Annotated in this window: 13 protein-coding genes, 4 pseudogenes and 1 other annotated feature; of the genes and pseudogenes, 14 read left to right on the forward strand and 3 right to left on the reverse strand. The window is 57.3% G+C overall.

Annotated elements, in window-relative coordinates:
* Nucleotides 1–3,456: 3,456 nt before the first annotated feature.
* The 8 genes and pseudogenes from GTU79_RS31430 to GTU79_RS15495 all read left to right on the forward strand — a co-directional run.
* Nucleotides 3,457–3,501, forward strand: a pseudogene (locus tag GTU79_RS31430) (hypothetical protein); the annotation flags it as partial.
* 24 nt (nt 3,502–3,525) lie between these two features.
* Complete coding sequence (locus tag GTU79_RS15465) at nt 3,526–4,080, forward strand: GntR family transcriptional regulator (protein WP_214513114.1); 555 nt, start codon at nt 3,526–3,528, stop codon at nt 4,078–4,080.
* The gene (locus GTU79_RS15470; protein WP_214513115.1) at nt 4,077–5,000 is read left to right on the forward strand and encodes a carbohydrate kinase family protein; all 924 of its coding nucleotides are present in this window, start codon (nt 4,077–4,079) and stop codon (nt 4,998–5,000) included. Before GTU79_RS15465 ends, GTU79_RS15470 begins: the two co-directional genes overlap by 4 nt.
* The gene (locus GTU79_RS15475) at nt 5,000–5,869 is read left to right on the forward strand and encodes a BtpA family protein (protein WP_253073302.1); all 870 of its coding nucleotides are present in this window, start codon (nt 5,000–5,002) and stop codon (nt 5,867–5,869) included. Before GTU79_RS15470 ends, GTU79_RS15475 begins: the two co-directional genes overlap by 1 nt.
* On the forward strand, nt 5,866–6,600 hold the full coding sequence (locus GTU79_RS15480) for a hypothetical protein (protein ID WP_203521280.1): 735 nt from the start codon (nt 5,866–5,868) through the stop codon (nt 6,598–6,600). Before GTU79_RS15475 ends, GTU79_RS15480 begins: the two co-directional genes overlap by 4 nt.
* Nucleotides 6,601–6,609: 9 nt before the next feature.
* Nucleotides 6,610–6,933: a hypothetical protein gene (locus GTU79_RS15485; protein ID WP_203521279.1), complete on the forward strand. Its 324-nt coding sequence runs from the start codon at nt 6,610–6,612 to the stop codon at nt 6,931–6,933.
* Nucleotides 6,914–7,678 (forward strand): ATP-binding cassette domain-containing protein, encoded by a 765-nt coding sequence (locus GTU79_RS15490; protein WP_203521278.1) that lies wholly within the window; start codon nt 6,914–6,916, stop codon nt 7,676–7,678. Before GTU79_RS15485 ends, GTU79_RS15490 begins: the two co-directional genes overlap by 20 nt.
* Nucleotides 7,675–9,846 carry a substrate-binding domain-containing protein gene (locus GTU79_RS15495; RefSeq protein WP_214513116.1) on the forward strand — a complete coding sequence of 724 codons (2,172 nt, stop codon included), beginning with the start codon at nt 7,675–7,677 and terminating at the stop codon, nt 9,844–9,846. Before GTU79_RS15490 ends, GTU79_RS15495 begins: the two co-directional genes overlap by 4 nt.
* A 181-nt stretch (nt 9,847–10,027) precedes the next feature.
* On the opposite strand, the gene GTU79_RS15500 is transcribed toward GTU79_RS15495, so the two are convergent.
* Both GTU79_RS15500 and rnm read right to left on the reverse strand, forming a co-directional pair.
* Entirely contained in the window at nt 10,028–10,630 is a 603-nt protein-coding gene (locus GTU79_RS15500) for an L-threonylcarbamoyladenylate synthase (RefSeq protein WP_214514154.1), read from the reverse strand.
* Between the two features lie 73 nt (nt 10,631–10,703).
* On the reverse strand, nt 10,704–11,603 hold the full coding sequence (gene rnm / locus GTU79_RS15505) for an RNase RNM (RefSeq protein WP_275956897.1): 900 nt from the start codon (nt 11,601–11,603) through the stop codon (nt 10,704–10,706).
* 245 nt (nt 11,604–11,848) lie between these two features.
* Nucleotides 11,849–11,952, forward strand: a sequence feature (Trp leader region).
* Between the two features lie 24 nt (nt 11,953–11,976).
* On the opposite strand from rnm, the gene GTU79_RS15510 reads away from it, so the two are divergent.
* From GTU79_RS15510 to GTU79_RS15540, 6 genes and pseudogenes are all read left to right on the forward strand, one after another.
* A complete protein-coding gene (locus GTU79_RS15510; protein ID WP_132921401.1) occupies nt 11,977–13,539 on the forward strand; it encodes an anthranilate synthase component 1 in 1,563 nt (520 codons plus the stop codon).
* Nucleotides 13,539–15,132: pseudogene (gene trpD / locus GTU79_RS30430) on the forward strand (bifunctional anthranilate synthase glutamate amidotransferase component TrpG/anthranilate phosphoribosyltransferase TrpD). Before GTU79_RS15510 ends, trpD begins: the two are co-directional and overlap by 1 nt.
* Nucleotides 15,133–15,135: 3 nt before the next feature.
* Complete coding sequence (gene trpCF / locus GTU79_RS15525) at nt 15,136–16,494, forward strand: bifunctional indole-3-glycerol-phosphate synthase TrpC/phosphoribosylanthranilate isomerase TrpF (protein ID WP_203521274.1); 1,359 nt, start codon at nt 15,136–15,138, stop codon at nt 16,492–16,494.
* A gap of 33 nt (nt 16,495–16,527) precedes the next feature.
* Nucleotides 16,528–17,718, forward strand: coding sequence for a tryptophan synthase subunit beta (gene trpB / locus GTU79_RS15530; protein ID WP_203521273.1), 1,191 nt, complete (start codon nt 16,528–16,530; stop codon nt 17,716–17,718).
* A pseudogene (gene trpA / locus GTU79_RS15535) lies at nt 17,718–18,520 on the forward strand (tryptophan synthase subunit alpha). The gene trpB and the pseudogene trpA overlap by 1 nt, the downstream one beginning before the upstream one ends.
* Before the next feature lie 99 nt (nt 18,521–18,619).
* Nucleotides 18,620–18,934, forward strand: coding sequence for a BON domain-containing protein (locus GTU79_RS15540; RefSeq protein WP_132921395.1), 315 nt, complete (start codon nt 18,620–18,622; stop codon nt 18,932–18,934).
* Between the two features lie 231 nt (nt 18,935–19,165).
* Here GTU79_RS15540 and ompW read toward each other — a convergent pair.
* Nucleotides 19,166–19,798 (reverse strand): annotated as a pseudogene (ompW, locus tag GTU79_RS15545) (outer membrane protein OmpW).
* Nucleotides 19,799–19,813: the final 15 nt, after the last annotated feature.

Consider the following 19,813-nt stretch of genomic DNA (forward strand, 5'->3'; position numbering starts at 1 on the left):
GCAGGGTTCACCATTGCTTACTCGCTCGCTCGCCAGTCCGTTCAGGGCTATCTGCTCAAGTTCTCCATAAGTCTTGGAATTAAAAGATATTCCGTGTGTCCAGGCAACGACCTTGCAGGAGTCCCTTTTCTTACGCGCTCGCCTGCCGGTCCTTCCACCGCTATCTTCTCAAGTTTTTATAAGTCTTGGAATTAAAATATATTCCGTGTGTCCTGGCAACGACCTCGCAGGATTCACCGTTCTTTATCCGAGCTGATGCGATATCAAATACAAACTCATGTTTATTACTGTTTATTACATGCTTAGCTATTTCTTTATTTAGGGTGTTATAATTATTCTCAGGTAATGAAAACGGTTTCAAGTCATTTTTGAGTTCGTTTACAGCTGTAAACCATAAGGTCTCATTAGATAAAAGCTTGGGGTCAAATTTTTACAATTATATCAGAAAGCAGAGGAATCTTGTGATTTTCCCGCAGTTGACCAGGTCTGTTTGATATATTTTTCATCAAAGATGCCAACTCTGAAATTATCTCTTGGCGACTGGCCGCTGGTGTTACTGAATTCGGTCGGGCTGAGTAAGTTATAAACATTATGTGTATACCCTTAAGCATAGGAAAAAGGCGATATTAGCCTAGAAGACATTTTATTTATATAAAAAAAGCTCAGCAACAGCCGCCCATTCCCTGGTTCGCCGTTCGAGCCGGATCTGCCATGACCGAAGCCCCTACCTTGCACTGCGCATACAGGAAAATACGCCGCGCGTTTTGCACACATGGCGGAGCAGCCTGCGGGATGACTCCCGCCTTTTTTATGTACCGGCATTGTCGCGATTGTACGAGCAACCCGGTGGGTATGCGATCAGCGAGGAATAACGATTCTGTCACGTGACGGGCACGGAATTCAAACAGATTCTCAATCCCTTTGCCTAAATAACTATACCCAAAATAATTCGAGTTGCAGCAAGGCGGCAAGCCCGTGAACTCCAGGAGCTTACTCAGGTAAGTGACTGGGGTGTGGGGGCGCAGCCAACACAGCTGCAGCTTGAAGTAGGACGGGTATAGAAGCTATACCTCCACCAGCAGGGGGTGACAACAACCTTGACACTGACCGTCACCGCTGCGGCGCTACTACGCTTGAAACCCTTGATTTCAAGCGCGCTATAGCCTTGCAGCAAACGTAGTAAATCGCTTAACCTATCGGCAATAGCCGCAACGGTAAACGCTCGCATTCCGATTGCCGCAACTCTCTAAAATTTGTCATATTGAAAGATAAGACAACCTCAACAAAGCAGTGGATGAAATAGTTGATCACGTTCAACTAAATGAGTTGCAATGCGGATATTTACTATGTTTGCAGAAAGTCTAAAATTGCGATCATAATTCTCAATTGAAGAATAAACTTTATCTATTATGTCATTAGGCTTCATTTTCAAATTAAGGCTCGACAGGAGCCGCTAAAAGGTGATCAAAAATGTTTCCAAATACTTATATTTTTATGAAATCTCCCTCAAGAGGTTTTGAACTTAAGTGGAATAATTTCGGTGATTCCACTTTTCTAAAGGCCCAATTATCGTTGAAAAATTGTACTTATGTAACAAACACACCGGACACTCTATATGTCAACAAAACCTGTCCGAGCTCTTAAAAGGTTGTGAACGCTCGCTTCTCTAAGTCACTAACCGCGGTTGATAAAAGCGTTGAATTAGAAAAGTGCCGTGCTTTTTATGAAAAATAGAATAAAATCCGGTTCCATTTTTCGGATGGGAATTTTGTTTAATACTTTTACCTCCCAGGGCAAGGTTTCAGAATATTACGGCCAAAAGAATAATTTATTGAAAATTTTCAACGCAGAAATACTTAAGTCTGGTGTTGCAGACAAGCTCGGCCTAGCGCTAAATGAGAATACCGGCACTAGACATGCATTAACAGGAAAAGTCTCGACGTCTGATGAAAAGATGGCACTGCTTGACTCTATATTATATAAAACGCGCCAAATTTTCAAAGGAAGCCCTGCAAAACGAGTAACAAATGTACCGCTAACAGAAGCCTATATAATCTTTTGCAAGCGAGTGCTCACATCAATGCGATACGTGAATATACTAGGGAATCTTATGAAAAGGACTTGCTTATTCCGTTGAACATGGAGTTGCCAATTGTGGTGAATTGGCATTCATCGCTTATGCTCTGTGTCATAAGCACGGGTTTAATCCTGAATTAGCTTATTTCGAGTCAGATGGAGAATTCAGCCATGGGGCATGCCGAATAAAGGTAAATAATAATTTTTATATGCTTGACCCGTGGGCGAATATTTTATGTGAAGAAAAAATATTTATCTACGTTAAGAGATAAAATGGAGGAATGGAGCAAAGCAGGAAAGTATGTTTTGTGCGGCGACTCACTTTCTATAATAGGTTATGTAACAGGGCAACTACCCGACGGTGTGAAGGTATTGCCTACCGAGGCCTTAAAATTAAAGTTAGTGAGTTCCAACCCATTAGCGGGAAAGAATAATATAGTAAGTTCGGAATTTTTGATTTAATTGAAAATAAGTTGGCGAAGAAAAACTCGTTAATAAAGGAGCAATAAATTTATTACCTTCAGTTTTACTTGAAGCGAGGCTAAGGCTGTCAAATATATATATCAGCGACCGCAATTTGATATTGATAACATATTCATATGCAAAAACAGTCCCTTTAGCTTTTAAGGCTACGCATATCGGCCATGGCACTTGGGATGAAATCTTAGCCTAAAGTGGCGCGCCAAATAAGGAAATGTAGAGCTGCATGCAGAGCATGGGAATTGGATAATTCGTTATCATTGGGAGTGATTTTTAATCGACGATTTTGAAAATGGCTTGTTGCCAGATAATGTAAAGGCATTGCCTGAAGATGCGTTATAATTAAGGCTGGTAATTTCCCAGCCTTTGAAAGAAGAGCATCATATTCTTAGCTCGAATTATTTTGCTTTACTTGCAAATAAGCTACTAATGAAAATTTTTATGTTTAAAACCATGTAAACAATCCAGGGCAGCTTAATTACCTTAGTTGACCCCAGAGAACCCCATCTCCTCTCATCAAAGAGTGAGGCATTTCACATTAACCGCATCATAATTATTTCCTATCGATCTTTACATTAGCGTTTTTTGGGTTAACAGAAGGATCAATGTCCTTTTTTAACTGGCTGTTTCTTTTCCATAAAACCTTGAATGTCCTGCCGCCATAACGCTTGAACCGTATGATTTTCATGGTTATTTCTCTCAATTGCCTTTATTGACAACAATGTCATGACATTCAATTATCATGACATTAAGGTTAACAAGGCGTTAATTATGGATTGGTATCAGCACGGGTTGCTCTCCGGCCCGCAGCCTCTTTGGTGGCAGATAGCCGAGCGATTGCGGCGGGAAATCGAGTTCGGCGGATTTTAGCCCGGCGATACCCTGCCCTCGGAAGCGGCGCTGAACAAAACCTTCGGCGTCAGCCGCACCACCGCCCGCACCGCGCTGGACAAGCTGGAGCAGGAGGGATTGATTACGCGCCGCGCGGGCAAAGGCTCAATGGTGCTCCCCCCCCATGTGGTACAGCCGTTGAATCAAATGTCCAGTTTTGCCGAGGATATGCGGCGGCGGGGATTTACCGCCGGTTATACCACCCTTGCCGCCCGAATGGCCGCTATGCCGCCGGAAGCGGCTGCCGCCCTGGGCATGGCGGAAAACGTCAAAACCTTTATGGTGTCGCGCCTGTTAAGCGCCGACGGGCTGGCCATGGCGGTATCCCACTCCTGGTTTTCGCCGTCGCTTTTCAGCCGGAATCCCCTTCCCACTGTCGCCGAACTCAATTCCGGCTCGCTCTACGCCTGGCTGGAGCTGCACTGCGGCTGCCGCATTCTCGGCGCGCGGGAAACCATCAGCGCCGGCATCGCCGACGGAGAACTGTCGCGGCTACTTACCATCGCCCGCGGTACGGCGGTGCTGATTGCCCGTCGGTTGAGTCATGACAACCTGGGGCAGCCGGTGGAATTTGCCACGGTGAGCTACCGCGCCGATCGCTACAGCTTCACCATCGATCTGGTGCGGTCGTGACCGCGGCCGGTAAAGCGTTATTTGTCGGGGATATCAGCCTGGATACTACCCTGCTGATGGACAAAATGCCCCAGCCCGACGAAAAGCTGCTGGTGAGCATCACTAATGAAATGCCCGGTGGCGTGGTGACCAACGCGGCGCTGGCCTGCCGGCTGGCCGGCGCCCCGGTCGGCCTTGCGGTGGAAACCGGCGATGATTTATTTGCCGAGGGCTTGTTGACGCCGCTGCGGGCGGCGGGAATCGAGGTTACCGGCGGACGCAGACCCGGCCGTACCTGCCGCGCCATCGTTTTGCTGGACGCTCTGGGAGAAAAACGGCTGCTGCTGGAACCGGGCGTATCCATGTACCCCGGCGCCGATCTGTTGAGCGGTCTCGATTGGCGAGGGGTGGGCTGGTTGCATACCGCCGTTTACGGCGCCGCCGCCGAAGGCGTCATCGAACATTGCAGGCACGCGGGCATCCCTTGGTCTATTGATTTGGAACCGGCCACGTTTATGGCCGGCCTGGCGCCCCTGCGCGCCGTGCTGAACGGCGCCGAAACGGTGTTTTGCAACCAGCGGGCCCTGGCGCAAATCGGCACCGGGCCGGTAGCGCAATTACTGGCGCTGGGGGCCAAATCGGTAATTTGTCCCCTTGGGCCGCAGGGCGCGCGTTATGTCTGTGCCGGCGCCAGCCATGACGCCCGTTTTATCGGTACGCCCGCCGTGGTGGATACCACCGGCGCCGGCGACTGCCTGGCGGGCTGGTTTATCGCCCGGCGCCTGGAGGGTTTATCTGTTCCCTTGGCGCTGCGTGAGGCGGTTTACGCCGCCACCTACAGCTGCGGCGGGATGGGGGCGCCGTCTTCCTACCCCCCCCGCGAACAATTGATCCGATTCGAGAACGCCCCGGCCGGCTATACCGCCGGGACAAATGAATAATGACCAAGAGAGAGATTATGGCCGCACCCATCGTACTGCCCGAGAAACCCGATATGCTGGCAGCGCTTTTCCCGGTGAAAAAACCGGTGATAGGCGTTATCCATCTTAATGCGCTGCCCGGCGCGCCCCGTTACCAAGGGGAAACCATGAAGTCCATCGCCGCCGCCGCGGTGAGGGATGCCCTGACCCTGTCAAAGGGGGGCATCGACGGCATTATCGTGGAAAACGCCAGCGATCTGCCCTTCTCGCGGCCGGAACATATCGGCCCGGAGACCGTGGCGGCGTTAACCGCCGTCTGCATGGAGGTCCGTGGCGCGGTGGACACTCCCATCGGCATCACCTGCGTGGCCAACGGCGCCATTCCGGCGCTGGCTATCGCCAAAGCGGTGGGCGCGCGCTGGGTACGGGTTAATCAATGGGTCAATGCCTATGTCGCCAATGAGGGTTTCATCAACGGCCCGGCGCCGGAAGCCATGCGCTATCGCGCCATGATTGACGCCCGCGACGTGGCCATCTTCGCCGATGTCCACGTCAAGTTCGGCGCCCACGCCATCACGGCGGACCGCAGCATTCCCGAACAGGCCACCGATGCGGAATGGTTCGACGCTGATGTGCTTATCGCCACCGGCACCCGCACCGGCTCCCCCACCGAATCCCGCGAAGTCAACGAAGTACGCGGCGGCACCAACCTGCCGGTCATTGTGGGATCAGGGCTGTCGCCGAGCCAGGTGCCGACCCTGTTCGCCGCCGCCGACGGCGCCATTATCGGCCAGTGGCTGAAACAGGATGGCCGCTGGTGGCTGCCGGTGGATGCCAAACGGGTGGAGGAATTGATGAAGGCGGTTATGACTGTCCGGGAGGCGCTATGACCCTGCTTACCGGCGAAACCGAAGTATTCAGTTCAGAGCCGTCCTCCTCTTCCGGCTGTGTGGTGGCATTTTTGGCCAAACGGCAGACGGACGGCGGACCGGCTATTTACCGCGACGAGGACTATCGGCGGCTGATGGCGCTGCTCGAACAATTGCGCGACGAGGGATGGATGATGTCATTCCGGGCCATGTTCGACCCGCAGGGCGAGGCGAGGCCCATGGCCCTTGACAGCGGCTTCGCCCATCCCTGGGATCTGGCCGGCGCCTTTGAAGCACCGGGATTGAGCGCGGCGCTGGCGGGCACTGTGCGCCTGGAACAGGCGGGCTGGGGCCGGCTGTTCACCACCGAATGGCTGATAGGCCCGCGTGAGTTCGCCACCGTCCGGGGTTCAGGGCCGGCCTTGGAGCGCAACTGGGGATTTATGGCCCTCTGGGAATGGAACGATGCCTGGTGCGAGGCGACGGCACAACAGCGGCGCGACTATGACGCGGAATGCGATGTCGCCTTTAAAGGGGATTTGGCGCTCAACATCAATATCGCCGGTCGCCACCGGCTGGACTGGGCCCATAGCTGGCACCACCTGGGCATTTGGGAAACGGACCGGCCCGAAACCGTCGATAAAGCCATCAGCGGCCATGAAGACGCCGCCGATTTTATGTTTACCACCTCTCGGCACGTAGTGGGCAAAGTCCGCCCGCTGGCCGAACTGCTGCTGCCTGAACGCGCATAAGGAAAACACATGTCAAACAGTCTCTGGATTCATTATGCCCGCCCGCGGCCCCATTGGTACCGCCTGTCCGAAACGGAGCGGCGGGAAAAACAGGCCGGCTGGGACCAACTGGCGAAACAGGCAACCCAGACCGGCGCGGCGCGCATCGGGGTATATCATATTCGCGGCCAACATGATTTCCAAACCGTGGAGCTTTGGCATTTTCCCGACGCGGAAGCCGCCTTTGCCCATTGGGCCAATTTGACCGCCGCGGCCTACAACGAATGGTTCGCGTTTTCCAATAATATTGGCTTGCCGCTGGAGAATTCCGCTTATGAGCACGCCGGTTCTTGAAGCCCGCGGCATCAGCCGTCATTTCGGCCATGTCAAGGCGCTGGAAGGAGTGAATTTCCGCGTCTATCCGGGCGAGATCTGCGCCTTGATCGGCGATAACGGCGCCGGTAAATCGACGCTGGTGAAAATCCTTTCCGGCGCCGACCGACCCGACGGCGGCACGATCCTTATAGACGGTCAGCCGGTGAGCCTGGCCTCCCCCTCTGTGGCCCAGCAGCTGGGTATCTCCACCGTTTACCAGGACTTGGCGCTGGCGCCGGAGTTAACGCCGGTGGACAACCTGTTTTTAGGCCGCGAGGAGCTTTTGCCCGGTCTGCTGGGAAAACTCGGCTGTCTGGACCGGGCCTCGATGCGGCGCAAGGCGGTGGGCCAGTTCGCCCGGCTGGGCGTGTCGCTACGTTCGCTGAAAGTGCCCATATCCACCCTGTCCGGAGGCCAGCGGCAGTCGGTGGCCATCGCCCGCGCCGCCATGTGGGCGGACCGGGTCATCTTCCTGGATGAACCCACCGCCGCCCTGGGGGTAGTACAGACCGAACGGGTGCTGGAATTGATAAAACAGGTACGCGCTTCAGGCATCGCGGTGGTGCTGATCAGCCACAATATGCCGCAGGTGCTGGAAATCGCCGACCGGGTGGAAGTGCTGCGCCTGGGACGCAGCGTCGGCCAGCTCTCCACCGCCGGCGCGCGGGTGGAAGATTTGGTCACCGCCATGACCAGCGGCACCGCCGCCGAGGAGTCTCGATGAAAAATACGCTCTCTGGGTCCGATTCAGACCCGGTACAGTTGGCCGGTGAACCGTCCCAGGGACCGGGCAGCCGTCACGGGGCGGCGTATTCCGCCGGTGATCCGCCCCAGGCGTCGGGCAGCCATCGCGGGACGGCGGACAACGGTCATCACGGAGAACAGCAGCGTCCGTCAACGGACGGTCCGTCACCCGCCGGCCTGCGGGAATTCCTGGCGAAACTGCTGGGGGGCGGCTGGATCTGCCTGCTGCTGATTGCCCTGATTGCGCTGTTCTGGCTGCTGCGTCCGGCGCAGTTCGGCTCAGCCTACAATCTGTCGCAAATCGCCATCAATGCCGCCATCCTGCTGGTGCTCTCGGTAGGCCAGACTTTCGTCATCATTGCGGCGGGCATTGATTTATCGGTGGGGGCGGGGCTGGGCTTTTCCTCGGTCATCTCTGCCCAGACCATGCTCTATCTCACCGGAGGCGCAGGCACTACCTTCGGCACCACCGACGCGGGCTGGGGCATTATCGCCCTCGGCACGCTGGTATCGCTGCTGGCCGGCGCCCTGTGGGGCGCGCTGAACGGCTTTCTGATCGCGGTGGCCCGCATTCCGGCCCTGATTGTCACCCTCGGCACTTTCGGCATGGCATTAGGCCTGGCGCAAATCATCAGCGGCGGCGTGGATGTCCGGGCCATTCCCGAACGGCTGGTGGACGTTATCGGCAGCGGCGATATCGCCGGCATACCGATGCTGGTGGTCATCGCCGTCCTGGTGACCTTAGCGGCGGCGGCGGTACTGCATCTTACCCGCTTCGGACTGCATGTCTTCGCCACCGGATCCAATATGGAGGCGGTCCGCCGCGCCGGGGTCAATGTGCGCAGGCGGCTCGTCGGGATTTACATGATTTCCGGCGCGCTGGCGGGCATGGCCGCCGTCATGTCCAATGCCCGCTTTTCCACCACCACCATCGGCGGCCACGCCATGGACAATCTCTCTACCATATCGGCGGTGGTATTGGGGAACCAGTCTGTTCGGCGGCATCGGCAGCGTGGCCGGCACGGTAATCGGCGTGTTTATCCCGATTATTCTCCTGAACGGTTTTGTCATTCTCGGCATACCGCCCTTTTGGCAAACCGTCGCCATGGGCGCGGTATTGATTCTGGCTGTGTGGATCGACCAACTGAAACGTCGGGCGAGAGAACGCGGTTAACTTTTGACCTTAACGGAGTATATATGATGCGTAAAACAGTTCTGTCGACTCTGATCTGCACCCTGGCCATGGGACTCGCCCTGCCGGCCGCCGCCAAGCCCGCGGGCAGCGTCGCGCTGGTATTGGGGGTAAAGGGCAGCCCCTTTTACCAGGCGCTGCAATGCGGCGCCCAGGAAAAGGCCAAACAGGCCGGCCTCTCGTTAACCGTCTTCGCGCCGGATCAATTCGCCGCCGACAGCCAAATCCCGGTGGTTAACGCCGTCACCGCCACACAGCCGGCGGTAGCGGCCATCGTACCCACCGATATGCAGGCGCTGGCGGCGCCCATGAAGCAGTTGGCCGCTCGGGGCGCCAAGGTGCTCACCGTCGATCAGACCCTGCACGATACCTCGTTCCTGGCGACCCAGATTATCACCGATAATGAACAAGGCGGCAAAATGGCGGCGCAAGCCATGAACCGTCTGCTGAACGGCGAAGGCAAAGTCCTGGTGATTACCCAGCCCCCCGGTTCGGCGGCGCAGGATGCCCGTGAACGGGGCTTCGCCGAACAGATCAAGGCCTATCCCGGCATAACCTATCTCGGCCCGCAGTACCAAAGCGACGACCCGCAGAAAGCGGCGGAAATCGTCACCTCCGCCCTGTCGGCCCATCCGGATTTGGCCGGGGTTTTCTCCACCAACGATCAGGGGGCCATCGGCGCCATCACCGGCCTGCGCCAGGCCGGCGCGGTGAAACGCGTCAGGCTGGTGGCCTATGATGCCGCCACGGCGGAGGTGAATGCCCTGAAAAACGGCACTATCGACGTGCTGATCGCGCAAAACCCGAAACAGGAAGGGGAAGCGGTGGTGGATATCGCCCTCCAGCTGCTGGCGGGCAAGACGGTGGCGAAAACGACATTGACCGATATTGTCGCCATCGCCGCTAACGAGCCGGAGAAAGCGGATCGCTACGAATACAAGGCGGATTGTCTTTAAGCCGGAGCGCCACATGGCCCGGTAACCCGCGATCACCGGCGCCATAACCGGGCGTGTTATAGGGAGAGCGCGCCGATGTGGTCGAAGCGGGCGTGGTTTTCCCGCCCGCCGGAGCGCCACATGGCACGCTAGGCCCGCGATCATCGGAGCATGAACCACGCGTGTTAAAGGGAGACCCCGCTCAGAGAAAAGGCGAAATATCCCCGACGCCTTCCCGCACCACGCGCGGCGTATCATCGGTAAGATCGATAACGGTGGTGGGCTGCTGACCTAAAAAGCCGCCGTGAATCACCACATCCACCTGTTTGGACAAATGATCCTTGATGCGCTCCGGATCGGATTCCGCAAAATCGTTACCCGGTAACATCAGGGTGGTGGACATCAAAGGCTCATTCATGTTTTCCAGCAGGGCCAGGGCAATGGGATTGGACGGCACCCGCAAACCGATGGTTTTACGCTTCTCGTTCATCAACCGCCGCGGGACTTCCTTGGTGGCCTTCAAAATAAAGGTATATTTGCCCGGAGTATTGTTTTTCATTAATCGGAACGCCTGGTTATCCACATGGGCGTAGGTTGAGAGCTCGGACAGATCGCGACACATCAGGGTAAAATTATGATCGCTGTCCAGCTTGCGGATCCGGCAAATACGCTCCATGGCATTTTTGTCCTCCAGACGGCAGCCCAGGGCATACCCCGAATCGGTGGGATAAACGATAACCGCGCCCTTACGCAGCTGATCCACGGTTTGGTTAATCAATCGCGGCTGTGGATTCTCTGGATGAATGGTAAAAACTGGCTCATTAACACTCCTTAGCTCGTCTAGCGGGGATAATCCCCGGCAAACCCTGTTTATCCTTTTAAAATAACGACGGCTGGATGGCACTCTGCGTCGGCCAGTCCCGCCATATCGGCTCGACTCCCCCCGGGAGCCAGAGCTTACGCCCCAATTCAATCCAGGCACAGGGCATATGGAAATCCGACCCCTGAGAACCCAGCAACTGCCGTTCACGGGCGTACCCGGCCAGTAATATCCTTTCCTGCGGAGACTGTTGGCAAGAAGCAACCTCCATACCGTCGCCGCCCGCGGCCACAAAATGATCCAGCAAACGCTTGAGCCATTTGGCGGAAAGCTGATACCGGCCAGGGTGAGCCACCACCGTCTGCCCTCCCGCCTGCCGAACGGCGTCCACGGCCTCCTCGATAGTACACCACCGCGACGGCGTATAGCCGGGATTCCCTTTCGACAGGTATTTTTTGAACACCGCGGCCAGATTATCGGCCTTGCCGATACTCACCAGATAACGGGCAAAGTGTCCGCGGGTAATCACCCCCTCGCCGGCAAACGCCCGGGCCCCCTCCCAGGCGCCGGAAATTCCGGCGTGCTCCAGGCGCTGGGCAATGATCATGGCCCGCTCCAGGCGTTTTTCCCGCTGGGCCGCCAACAGCGCGGTCATGGCCGGATGGGCGGCGTCCACGCCCAGTCCGACGATATGGATTTCATGGTTTTGCCACAGAGTGGAAATTTCCACTCCCGATATCAGCGTCAGCGGCAGGGATTGCCGGATAATAGCCTGACCCGCAGCCGCCACGCCTGCCAGGGTATCGTGATCGGTAATCGCCAGCACATCCACTCCCATGGCAACCGCACGCTCCACCAGCGCCTCCGGCGCGAGCATACCGTCCGAGGCGGTAGTATGGCTGTGCAGGTCATACAGAGTGAGCAACGATGATTTTGCACCCAACGGTTTATCAATCAAAAAATTACCTTCAAAATAGAGATCCTATAGCTTTAAAATTGCAGCCAACACAGCCGCAAGACAAAAGATGACGGGTATAACGACCATTGCATGTTCCTATCATAGCGTTTATCGCCCATGAATCGAACAGGTAAGATTATTTACCGATTTTAAGCAACGGTTGTTGACATTTCATTGCTGAACTAGTTTACTAGTACATATTCAATCTAAGCGAGAATCTGATGATGATGTCTAATATGTTTATGCTTCGCTGGTGGCGCACCTCCCTGTAGCGGGCGGTGTAATCATGCGTAGCTGTCATCAGACAGAGCAAGATCCCGAAAGCCCGCCCAGAAGCGGGCTTTTTTATGGGCGAAAAACAGGAAAACGAACAATGCAAACCATGCGACCACCATTGGAACTCTTACAGGCAACGGCCGCCTACCGGGATGATCCCACCGCGATGTTCAACCATCTTTGCGGCGCGCGTCCCGCCACCTTACTGCTCGAATCGGCCGAAATCGACAGCAAGCGCAATCTCAAAAGCCTGATGGTACTGGACAGCGCCATGCGCATCTCCGCCCTGGGCCGGCAGGTGACCATCCAGGCGCTCACCGCCAACGGGGCGGCGCTGCTGCCGCTGCTGGATGCCGCATTGCCCGCCGAGGTCCTGGTTCGCGCGCATCCCAACGGCCGCGAACTGACATTCCCGGCGGCGGAAAACCACATGGACGAAGACGCCCGCTTGCGCGCCCTGTCGGTGTTTGATTGCCTGCGCCTGCTGCTGACGCTGGTGCAGGTTCCCGAGGATCGGCCGGAAGCCCTGTTTCTCGGCGGCCTGTTCGCCTACGACCTGGTGGCGGGTTTTGAATCCCTCCCTGAGGTGCGCCAGGATCAGCGCTGTCCGGATTTCTGTTTTTACCTGGCGGAAACCTTACTTATTCTCGATCACCAGCGCCAGTCCTGCCAAATCCAGGCCAGCCTGTTTTGTCCCTCCGCCGGCGAGAAACAGCGTCTGCAGGCCCGACTTGAGCAACTGCAGCACCAGCTCCAACAGGTGCCGGGCCCCATCCCCCATCAAACCATCGACAGCATGACGCTGGAATGCAACCAGAGCGATGAGGAATTTTGCCGGGTGGTGGAGAAAATGCAGCAGGCGATCCGCGAAGGGGAAATTTTCCAGGTGGTGCCCTCCCGTCGGTTCTCGCTGCCCTGCCCGTCGCCGCTGGCGGCCTACCACACACTAAAAGAGCACAATCCCAGTCCTTATATGTTCTTTATGCAGGACGATGAATTCACCGTGTTCGGCGCATCGCCGGAAAGCTCTTTGAAATACGACGCAGCGAACCGGCAAATTGAAATCTATCCCATCGCCGGTACCCGCCCCCGCGGCCGGAAACCGGACGGTCAGCTTGATGCCGATCTCGACAGCCGCATCGAACTGGAGATGCGGTCCGATCATAAAGAGCTGGCGGAACACCTGATGCTGGTGGATCTGGCGCGCAACGACCTGGCGCGGATTTGCGAAGCCGGCAGCCGCTATGTCGCCGATTTGACCAAAGTGGATCGCTATTCGTTTGTTATGCATCTGGTGTCCCGGGTGGTGGGAACCCTGCGGGGAGACCTGGATGCGCTGCACGCCTACCGCGCCTGCATGAATATGGGCACCCTGAGCGGCGCGCCGAAGGTGCGCGCCATGCAGCTTATCGCCGAAGCCGAAGGCACCCGCCGCGGCAGCTACGGCGGCGCTATCGGCTATTTCACCGGCCAGGGGGTACTGGATACCTGCATCGTTATCCGCTCCGCCTACGTTGAGGACGGCATAGCCACCGTCCAGGCGGGCGCCGGCGTGGTGCTGGATTCCGTCCCCCAGGCCGAAGCCGACGAAAGCCGCAATAAAGCCCGCGCCGTGCTGCGCGCCATTGCTACCGCACATCATGCCCGGGAGGTGTTCTGATGGCCGATATCCTGCTGCTCGATAATATCGATTCCTTCACCTACAATCTGGTGGATCAACTGCGCGCCGCCGGTCACCGGGTCATGGTTTACCGCAACCAGCTGCCGGCGCAAACCATCATCGAACGGCTGCAACTGATGGAAAATCCTATCCTGGTGCTTTCTCCCGGCCCCGGCGCGCCGGCCAATGCCGGCTGCATGCCGCAGTTGCTCAAGCAGCTGCGCGGCCAGTTACCCATTATCGGTATCTGCCTCGGCCATCAGGCTATCGTCGAAACCTATGGCGGACACGTGGGACAAGCGGGAGAGATCCTGCACGGCAAAGCGTCCCTTATCGAACATGATGGCCTGGGCATGTTCGCCGGCATGCCGAACCCGCTGCCGGTGGCCCGCTATCATTCGCTGGTGGGCAGCGAAATCCCGGCCGGGCTGACGGTCAACGCCCATTTCAACCAAATGGTGATGGCGGTACGCCACGACGCCGATCGCGTCTGCGGATTCCAGTTCCATCCCGAATCCATTTTAACCACCCAGGGTGCGCGTTTGCTGAACCAGACGCTGGACTGGGCGTTGGCTTAATTGTAAGGAAACCGCCATGCAACAGATTTTTGATAAACTCTTTCGGGCCGAGCGCATCAGCCGTGATGAAAGCCAACGGCTTTTCAGCGCGATTATCCAGGGACAGCTGGAACCCGCACAGCTGGCGGCGGCGCTGATCAGCATGAAAATACGCGGCGAACATCCCGATGAAATCGCCGGCGCCGCCGGCGCTTTACTGGCGGACGCCATGGCATTTCCCCGGCCTGACTATCCGTTTGCCGATATCGTCGGCACCGGCGGCGATGGCTCCAACAGCATCAATATCTCCACCGCCAGCGCCTTTGTCGCCGCCGCCTGCGGCGCCAGGGTGGCCAAACACGGCAATCGCAGCGTCTCCAGCCGCTCGGGTTCGTCGGATTTGCTGGCGGCGTTCGGTATCCGTCTGGATATGCCGGCGGAGCAATCCCGCCAGGCTCTGGATGAGCTGGGGGTCTGCTTTTTATACGCGCCGCAATACCACACCGGTTTCCGTTACGCCATGCCGGTCCGCCAGCAACTGAAAACCCGCACGCTGTTCAACGTGCTGGGGCCGCTCATCAATCCAGCCCGTCCGCCGCTGGCGCTGATCGGCGTTTACAGCCCCGAACTGGTGCTGCCCATTGCCGAAACCCTGCGGGTGCTCGGCTATGAACGCGCGGCGGTAGTACACGGCGGCGGTATGGATGAGGTGGCGCTGCACGCACCGACCCAGGTGGCGGAACTGAACCATGGCGAGATTAGCCGCTATGAACTGACGCCGGAGGATTTCGGCTTGCAAAGCCAGCCGGTGGAAGCGCTGCTGGGCGGCTCGCCGGAAGAAAACCGTGACATTCTGGCACGGTTGTTACAAGGTAAAGGCGAGCCGGCCCATGAAGCCGCCGTCGCCGCCAATGTGGCCCTGCTGCTAAAATTATTCGGACGGGAGGATCTTCGCGAGAATACCCGGCAGGCATTGACGGCGATCCGCAGCGGCGTCGCCTACGAATTGGTAACCGCTTTGGCGGCTAGAGGATAAAACATGCAGGATACGGTACTGGCGAAAATCGTCGCCGATAAAAAAATCTGGATCGCAGACCGTAAGCAGCAACAGCCATTATCCGCGTTCCGCGATGAGGTTAAGCCCAGCAGCCGCAGCTTTTACCATGCTCTGCAAGGCTCGCGGACGGTCTTTATACTGGAATGCAAAAAAGCGTCGCCGTCCAAGGGACTTATCCGGGCCGATTTCGATCCGGCAGCCATCGCCGGCATCTATAAGCATTACGCGTCGGCTATCTCGGTCCTTACCGACGAGAAGTATTTTCAGGGCAGTTTTGATTTTCTGCGCCAGATAAGCGACGTGGTGACGCAGCCGGTGTTATGCAAGGATTTTATCATCGATCCTTACCAGATCTACCTGGCCCGCTACCACCAGGCGGATGCTATTTTGCTGATGCTGTCGGTTCTCGATGACGACAGCTACCGCCAGCTGGCCGCGGTGGCCCACAGCCTGGAGATGGGCGTGCTCACCGAAGCCATCAGCGAAGAGGAGTGCCGCCGCGCCGTGGCCCTCGGCGCCAAGGTGGTGGGAATCAATAACCGCGACCTGCGGGATTTATCCATCGACCTGAACCGCACCCGCACCCTGGCGCCGAAACTTCCCGGCGGCATCACGGTTATCAGCGAATCAGGCATTACCTCCTATCGGCATGTCCGGGAGTTGAGCCATTTCGCCAACGGCTTTCTTATCGGCAGCGCATTGATGTCCGAACCGGATCTGGACAGCGCCGTGCGCCGGGTGCTGCTGGGTGAAAACAAGGTTTGCGGACTGACCCGGCCCCAGGATGCCCGGGCGGCCCTGGATGCCGGCGCCCTGTACGGCGGACTGATTTTCGTGGACGCCTCCCCGCGCCGGGTGGATATGGAACGCGCCCGTACCGTGATCGCCGGCGCGCCGCTGCGGTATGTGGGAGTCTTTCGCGACGCCGATATCGGCGAAGTGGCACAAACCGCTGCCGCGCTGGGACTTTACGCCGTGCAGCTGCACGGCAGCGAAGACCAGGATTATATCACCGCCCTGCGCGGCCGCTTGCCCGCCGCCTGCCGGATTTGGAAAGCGCTGGACATGCGGGAGCACTCGCCCGCCAGGGACTTTACCGGCGTCGATCGCTACCTGCTGGACAATGGCGGCGGCAGCGGCCAGCGGTTCGACTGGTCGTTGCTGGCGGGGCAAACCCTGGACAACGTCATGCTGGCGGGAGGACTGGCGGCGGATAACTGTGTGGCCGCCGCGCAGCTGGGCTGTGTGGGACTGGATTTCAACTCCGGCGTCGAAAGCGCGCCCGGGCTAAAGGATCATCATAAACTGGCTACGGTATTTCAGACGCTTCGCGCCTATTAATTCCCGGTCCGTATCATTAAGAGACATGAAAGCATGACACTACTTAACCCCTATTTTGGCGAATTCGGCGGCATGTACGTACCGCAAATCCTGGTACCGGCCCTCTTGCAGCTGGAAGAAGCCTTTGTCAGCGCCCAAAGCGACCCGGTATTCCAGGCTGAATTCAACGACCTGCTGACCAATTACGCCGGCCGGCCGACGCCGTTGACCCTGTGCCGCAATCTCACCGCCGGCACCAAAACCAAGCTCTATCTCAAGCGGGAAGATCTGCTTCACGGCGGCGCCCATAAAACCAACCAGGTGCTGGGCCAGGCGTTGCTGGCCAAACGCATGGGCAAAACCGAAATCATCGCCGAAACCGGCGCCGGCCAGCATGGGGTGGCCTCCGCCCTGGCATCGGCGCTGCTGGGCCTGAAATGCCGGGTTTACATGGGCGCCAAGGATATCGAGCGTCAGTCGCCGAACGTGTTCCGCATGAGGCTGATGGGCGCGGAAGTGATCCCGGTACACAGCGGCTCCTCCACCCTCAAGGATGCCTGTAACGAGGCCCTGCGCGACTGGTCCGGCAGCTATGAAAAAGCGCATTATATGCTGGGGACCGCCGCCGGCCCGCATCCTTATCCCACCATCGTGCGTGAATTCCAGCGCATGATAGGCGAAGAGACCAAGCAGCAAATGCGCGAGCGGGAAAGCTGCCTGCCGGATGCGGTGCTGGCCTGCGTCGGCGGCGGTTCCAACGCCATCGGCATGTTCGCCGACTTTATTGACGAACCCTCGGTACGCCTAATCGGCGTTGAACCCGGCGGCCTGGGTATCGAAACCGGACAGCACGGCGCCTCCCTCAAGCACGGCCGGCTGGGCATCTACTTCGGCATGAAATCGCCGATGATGCAGTCGTCCGATGGGCAAATCGAAGAGTCCTACTCCATATCCGCCGGCCTGGATTTCCCCTCGGTGGGGCCGCAGCACGCCTACCTCAACAGCATCGGCCGGGCGGAATATGTCTCCGTCACCGATGATGAAGCGCTGGAAGCGTTCAAAGAGTTGTCACGCCATGAAGGGATTATTCCGGCGCTGGAATCGTCCCATGCCCTGGCCCATGCTCTAAAGATGATCAGGGCGGAACCGGAGAAAGAGCAAATTCTGGTGGTGAACCTTTCCGGGCGCGGCGATAAGGATATTTTTACCGTTCACGATATTTTGAAAGCGCGAGGAGAGATCTAATGGAACGCTATGAGCAGTTATTCACCGCGCTGCAAAGCCGCAAAGAGGGCGCTTTTGTGCCGTTCGTCACCCTTGGCGATCCTCCCCGCCAGTCGCTCAGCATTATCGACACGCTGATTGAGGCGGGCGCCGACGCGCTTGAGCTGGGCATCCCTTCTCCGACCCGCTGGCGGACGGTCCCACTATCCAGAACGCCAATCTGCGGGCATTTAGCGCCGGCGTCACGCCGGACCAGTGTTTCGACATGCTGGCGGCCATCCGTCGCAAATACGCCGATATTCCCATCGGACTGCTGATGTATGCCAATCTGGTGTTCAATAAAGGCATCGATACCTTTTATGCCCGTTGCGAACAGGTGGGCGTCGATTCGGTGCTGGTGGCGGACGTCCCGTTGGAAGAGAGCCTGCCGTTTCGCACCGCCGCCCTGCGGCACGGCGTGGCGCCGATTTTTATCTGTCCGCCGAACGCCGATGCGGGCCTGCTGCGTGAAATCGCCTCTCACGGCCGCGCTTATACCTACCTGCTGTCCCGCGCCGGCGTCACCGGCAGCGAAAACCGCGGCCATGTTCCCCTTGAACATCTGGTAAATACCCTCAAAGAGTATCACGGGGCGCCGGCGCTGCAGGGCTTTGGCATCGCCGAACCCGCGCAGGTGCGGGAAGCGCTGGCGGCGGGGGCCGCGGGGGCTATCTCCGGCTCGGCCATCGTAAAAATCATCGAGCGCAATACCGGCGATCCGACGGCTATGCTTGATGAACTCAGCACCTTTGTACGGGAAATGAAAGCGGCGACGCGCGGCTGAGGTTGAAAATACTCATTTTATCGGTAACACTCTGATGGCCGCGTAGAGATACCGGCCTTAACACCGGCAATAAACGGATAAAAATACCGAGGAGCTAAAATGAGAACCTTCAAAATGCTTTCCGCCTTTGCCCTTAGCGCCGTATTGGCGACATCGGTCATTAGCTGCGCCCCTACCCCGAAATCCGAAAGCACCGGCGGCTATATCGACGACACCGTGATAACCACCAAGGTGAAATCGGAACTGCTGCGGGATGACGAAGTCGCGTCCCGCAATATCCACGTGGATACCTATAAAGGACGGGTGCAGTTAAGCGGTTTCGCCGGTTCATCGCGAGAGGCCAGCCGCGCCGTCTCCATTGCCCGCGGCGTGCCGGGGGTAAGGGAAGTGGAAAACCACATCAGTATAAAATAGGCTTAAGGGTCGCGGCTGAGCGCCATGTCATGGCAAGCCCGACGCACGTCGGGCTGAAACCCGTGCCCGGTCGGAACAGGATGCTAGATCGTAAACACACCGTGAATCCATCCATGGAGGCTCGATCCGCGCTGTCCTGGCGCGGACGGTTTACTCTTCTAGCATCCTGCCCCGCCCCAGAAACTCCGAGCAAGTTTGCAAAAAACCTGACCAGCGGAATAGCACGCCACGCTAAAACCGATACCCCACCGCGAACATAAATACCCACGGATTGATATCGGTATGAATCGACTGCTGCTCTTCGCCGGCCTTGAACCGCACTTTCGTATCGATATCCATATACCACACCGACATATTGATCAGCCAATTGTCATTCAGGTTGTAATCCAGCCCTGCCTGGCCGGCTATCCCCAGGAATCCTTAAGGCTAAGATCGCTTAATCCCGCATCACGTCCGGTTTGATTGAATTTTCATCGAAAACGTAGTGTAATTCAGACCTACGCCGATATAGGGCCGTAATTTATCCTGCGCCTCGCCAAAATAGTATTGCGCCATCAAGCTGGGAGGCAGCTGTCTCACCGAGGCGATATCACCGGTGCTGTTCAGGCCCACCTTATGGCGAAACGGCGTCGCCGCCAGCAGTTCCACCCCGATATTATCGGTGGCCATATAGGTAAATGTCAGTCCGAGCTGGGTATTATTATCAATATTGAATCCCCCCAGTCCCAACACGTTATCGGAACTCTCCGTCGGCCGCACCGTAGCGGAACCCGCCCGGACGATGAAATCCCCCGCCTGCTGAGCCGACACCGCCGTTGAAAACAGAACGCCCGCCAATGCCGCGCCAATAACTGTTCTTTTCATGCCCCTCTCCTTATT

This window comes from Sodalis ligni, from assembly GCF_016865525.2.
Classification (GTDB): Bacteria; Pseudomonadota; Gammaproteobacteria; order Enterobacterales; family Enterobacteriaceae; genus Acerihabitans; species Acerihabitans ligni.

Bases quoted from the DNA above. Each gene is read 5' to 3' on its own strand.
- GTU79_RS15475 (WP_253073302.1), top strand. From the start codon at position 5,000: ATGACCAAGAGAGAGATTATGGCCGCACCCATCGTACTGCCCGAGAAA.
- GTU79_RS15480 (WP_203521280.1), top strand. From the start codon at position 5,866: ATGACCCTGCTTACCGGCGAAACCGAAGTATTCAGTTCAGAGCCGTCC.
- GTU79_RS15485 (WP_203521279.1), top strand. From the start codon at position 6,610: ATGTCAAACAGTCTCTGGATTCATTATGCCCGCCCGCGGCCCCATTGG.
- GTU79_RS15490 (WP_203521278.1), top strand. From the start codon at position 6,914: ATGAGCACGCCGGTTCTTGAAGCCCGCGGCATCAGCCGTCATTTCGGC.
- GTU79_RS15495 (WP_214513116.1), top strand. From the start codon at position 7,675: ATGAAAAATACGCTCTCTGGGTCCGATTCAGACCCGGTACAGTTGGCC.
- GTU79_RS15510 (WP_132921401.1), top strand. From the start codon at position 11,977: ATGCAAACCATGCGACCACCATTGGAACTCTTACAGGCAACGGCCGCC.
- trpCF (WP_203521274.1), top strand. From the start codon at position 15,136: ATGCAGGATACGGTACTGGCGAAAATCGTCGCCGATAAAAAAATCTGG.
- trpB (WP_203521273.1), top strand. From the start codon at position 16,528: ATGACACTACTTAACCCCTATTTTGGCGAATTCGGCGGCATGTACGTA.
- GTU79_RS15540 (WP_132921395.1), top strand. From the start codon at position 18,620: ATGAGAACCTTCAAAATGCTTTCCGCCTTTGCCCTTAGCGCCGTATTG.